Origin of the sequence: Bradyrhizobium sp. (genome assembly GCF_050014615.1) — a bacterium.
Taxonomy (GTDB): domain Bacteria; phylum Pseudomonadota; class Alphaproteobacteria; order Rhizobiales; family Xanthobacteraceae; genus Bradyrhizobium.
On sequence record NZ_JBEKCZ010000334.1, the window covers coordinates 1 to 3,457 of the forward strand.

Below are 3,457 nucleotides of genomic sequence, written 5' to 3' on the forward strand. Positions count from 1 at the left end.
CAGCGTCTTGATGAGCTCACCGAGGACGATCTCGCCGGACACCGCCTGCGCGGCCTTGAGCACCGTCCCGACATCCAGCTGCTCGACGGGCGCGCCAATGGTGGTGGTGGGAGATGCAGGGACTGGTGCGTCGCGGAGATGCGGATGAAGCCGTTCGAGTTGCCGCACCTTGCCGGACGCGCCCCACAGCGCATAACAGGCGCGTGCGTCACGGAGGTGGGCATAGCCGTTCTTCTCAAGACCGCGGTCGAGATAGAAGCGGCCCGCCAACTCGTTGGCGAGCGCCTCGTTGTGGACAAAGCCGTTTGCGTGTGCCGCGCGGATAGCCCGTTCGTAGAGGCGCATCGAGTCGAGGTCGCGGCCCTCGATGCGTGCGATCTCGGCAGCGACCAGGGCGTGCTTGTCGGCGAATGTCGTCGGACAACTTTCGGACCAACGCCGAATTTGATCGCAGTGCGCCTCAAGTTGTTCGCGATGCGTCGCCGCGTCTGCTTCACACCCATTGGAATTCGCCAGTGCGGCCAACGTCAACGCCAAAAAAAAATGATGGTCGAGAAGCTGGATGTGGCCGGATGAAGACCATTGCAGCGGATGCGCGTGCCCAAACGCCAGCACCGCTTCATCGAAGTCGCCCGACAGGAATCGTGCCTTTCCCTTTATGACCCAGTACCAATAGACCATTAATGCCATGCGATCTGGCGTGAGCTTCGCCTCGAAGTCAGCCGAGTCGAAATCGTCGCCGTCAAACGTGGAAAACGAGGCGGTTTCCCCCCGCATGTTCTTGATGAAACGCTGTTGCGCAACCAATCTGTCGACGACGTCCCGGAAATTGGCGTGGCGGACGAACGCGAGGCCTCGCTCGGTTTCCCGCCAGGCCTCGTCGAGGTGATCACCGCGCACCAGTAGGTCGGTTACAATGTGGTCGCAGCAAAAACAAGCAGTCGCCACGTCTCCGCTCTCCATGGCCGCGGCGAATGCCGCGTGGATGGTATCAAGCGCCGACGAGATGGGGCAGGTCCAGATGCTTAGGACTTCCAGCGAGAGCAGCGCCTTTGCCTTATGAGCGACGAAGCCGTGCCGTTCGATCAGGGCGTTTGCCAGACGGCCAAACCGATGGCCGTCGGCATATCTCCCGAGAACATGTCCAAGTACGACGCCGAACCAAGCCAAACCGTGCGCCGAGGCATCCGTCACTCCGTGCTCCAACGTGAGAGCAACCATGTGACAGAGCTCCATATGGAGAAGCGTCTCGTCGGTGAAATATGCGGGGGCATAGAGTACCTGCAGTACGCGCATCGCCGCTTCGACATCCGGATTGGCGGCTCGCGGCAGATCAATCAGGCTCTCGATGGGGCGTCCATCGAGCCTGCGCCACACCGCAGCAAAGACCGTGTCGAACTGTTCACGGGAAGGATGTGGGGACATATCGATGTCAAACAGGCGGAGGCACTCGAGCGCGGTCTCGACGCCCTTCGGGTTCTCCGACTTCATGACGTGCAGATCAATCTTGAGGCGGTAGGCGGCCGCCTTGTCTATCTTCGACGCGCCTCTCGCGAGCAGCTCCGGGATGAGCTCCTCGGCCTGGTCGTAGCTACCGCTCAGGTATTCGCACTCCGCGCGTTCGAGCCATACCCCGAACGTCAACGGGTATTGGCTGTCCCAGTCTCGATCGTCGAGCAGGGCCATGCCGGCCGCTAAATACGCGCACGCCGACGCATAGGCCGCCGACGCCTTGGCCTTTCGCCCGGCACGCAAGTCGATCGTCGCCACCTGCATTTTTTCTTCCCGGTCGATCAGCCGTGCGGCGCCCCGATTGAGCTGGTTCGCGATATCGAACAGATGCTCGGCGAGCCCGTCCGCCGTCATGCTCGCCAGCAGCGCACGCCCGATACGCAAGTGGACGTCAGCGCGTTGCTCGTCGGGAATCAGTGAATAGGCCGCTTGTTGGATCCGGTCGTGCAGGAACCTGTAGGCGCTGTTCTCGCGAAAGACGAGCCCGGCGTGGACGGCTTCCCAGAGGGCCCCGTGCGTCGCCTCTTCCGTTTCCCCGTGAACCAAGGCCAAGGTGGCGATCGGGGCGACATTGCCCAGGCAGGCGAGCTGCTTCAGGGCTTCCTGGGTGGTGGAAGAAAACCGCTGCAGCTTCGCGACCATAAGATCCATCACGTTATCGGTGTAGCTCTTGGCGCGGATGTGATCGATGTTCCATTGCCACGCTGACGCGACTGGATCGAACGCAAGCAGCCCTTCCTCGGCCAACGCGATAAAGAACTGAATCGCGAAGAACGGATTGCCGCCGGTTTTCTCGTGTACAAGCTCCGCCAATGGCCGCGCGCGCTCCGGCTCGCAGTAGAGCGCGTCGGCGATGAGCCGGCCAACATCGTGGAGATCGAGGGGCGCCAGCACAATCTCATGCACCCTCGCATCGACCGCGCGGATCGCCACCAGCGTCCGCAGGAGCGGGTGAGAGGGGCCGACCTCGTTGTTCCGATAGGCGCCTACCAGCAGCAGGTGGCGCACTTCCGAGTGCGTGACCAGATGCTCGAGGAGGTCGAGCGTTGCTGTATCCAGCCATTGCAAATCGTCGAGGAACAGGGCGAGCGGATGCTCCTTGCGCGCGAACGCCCCGAGGAAGCGCCGGAAGACCATCTGGAACCGGTTCTGCGCGTCCTGCGGCGGCAGCTTCGCGACCGGTGACTGTTTCCCGATCACGAGTTCCAGCTCGGGAACGAGGTTGACGATGAGCTGACCGTTCGGGCCAAGCGCCTCGCTGAGGGAATCCCGCCACCCGCCAAGCTCGGCCTCGCTTTGGGTAAGGAGCGAGCGGACAAGGCTCTGGAATGCCTGGCCCAGGGTCGCGTACGGGATGTCGCGCTTGTACTGGTCGAACTTGCCGGACGCGAACAGGCCACGCGGCGGCACCAGCGCCTTGTGCAGCTCGTTCACCACGGAGGACTTGCCGATGCCGGAATGTCCGGACACCAGCACGAGTTCCAAGGTGCCGTTCGCCACGACCCGGTCGAAGGAAGCGAGCAGCGCGTCGATCTCGCGCTCCCGCCCGTAAAGCTTCTCCGGGATTAGCAGACGGTCCGATACGTCGTAAGCGCCGGGCAGGAACGGGTCGATACGGCCATGCGACTCCCACTCCGCCAAGCAGCGCCGGAGATCGGCCTCGACACCCGCGGCAGTCTGGTAGCGCTCCTCGGCGGTCTTGGCGAGGAGCTTCATCACAATGGCCGACAGCAGTCCCGGGATGCCTGCGACCTGCTCGTTAGGCGGCACCGGTTGCCGCGCGACGTGGCAATGCACCCACTCCATCGGATCGGCGGCGGAGAAGGGGAGCTGCCCCGTCAACATTTCGTAGAAGGTGACACCCAGCGCGTAGAGATCGCTGCGGGAGTCCACCGAGCGGTTCATCCTGCCAGTTTGTTCCGGCGCCAAGTAGGCCAGCGTCCCT

General features: G+C 63.0%; 1 protein-coding gene. It reads right to left on the reverse strand.

Annotated elements, in window-relative coordinates:
• A partial coding sequence (locus ABR948_RS29120) for an ATP-binding protein (protein ID WP_428124707.1) occupies nt 1-3,457 on the reverse strand: 3,457 nt, incomplete at both ends.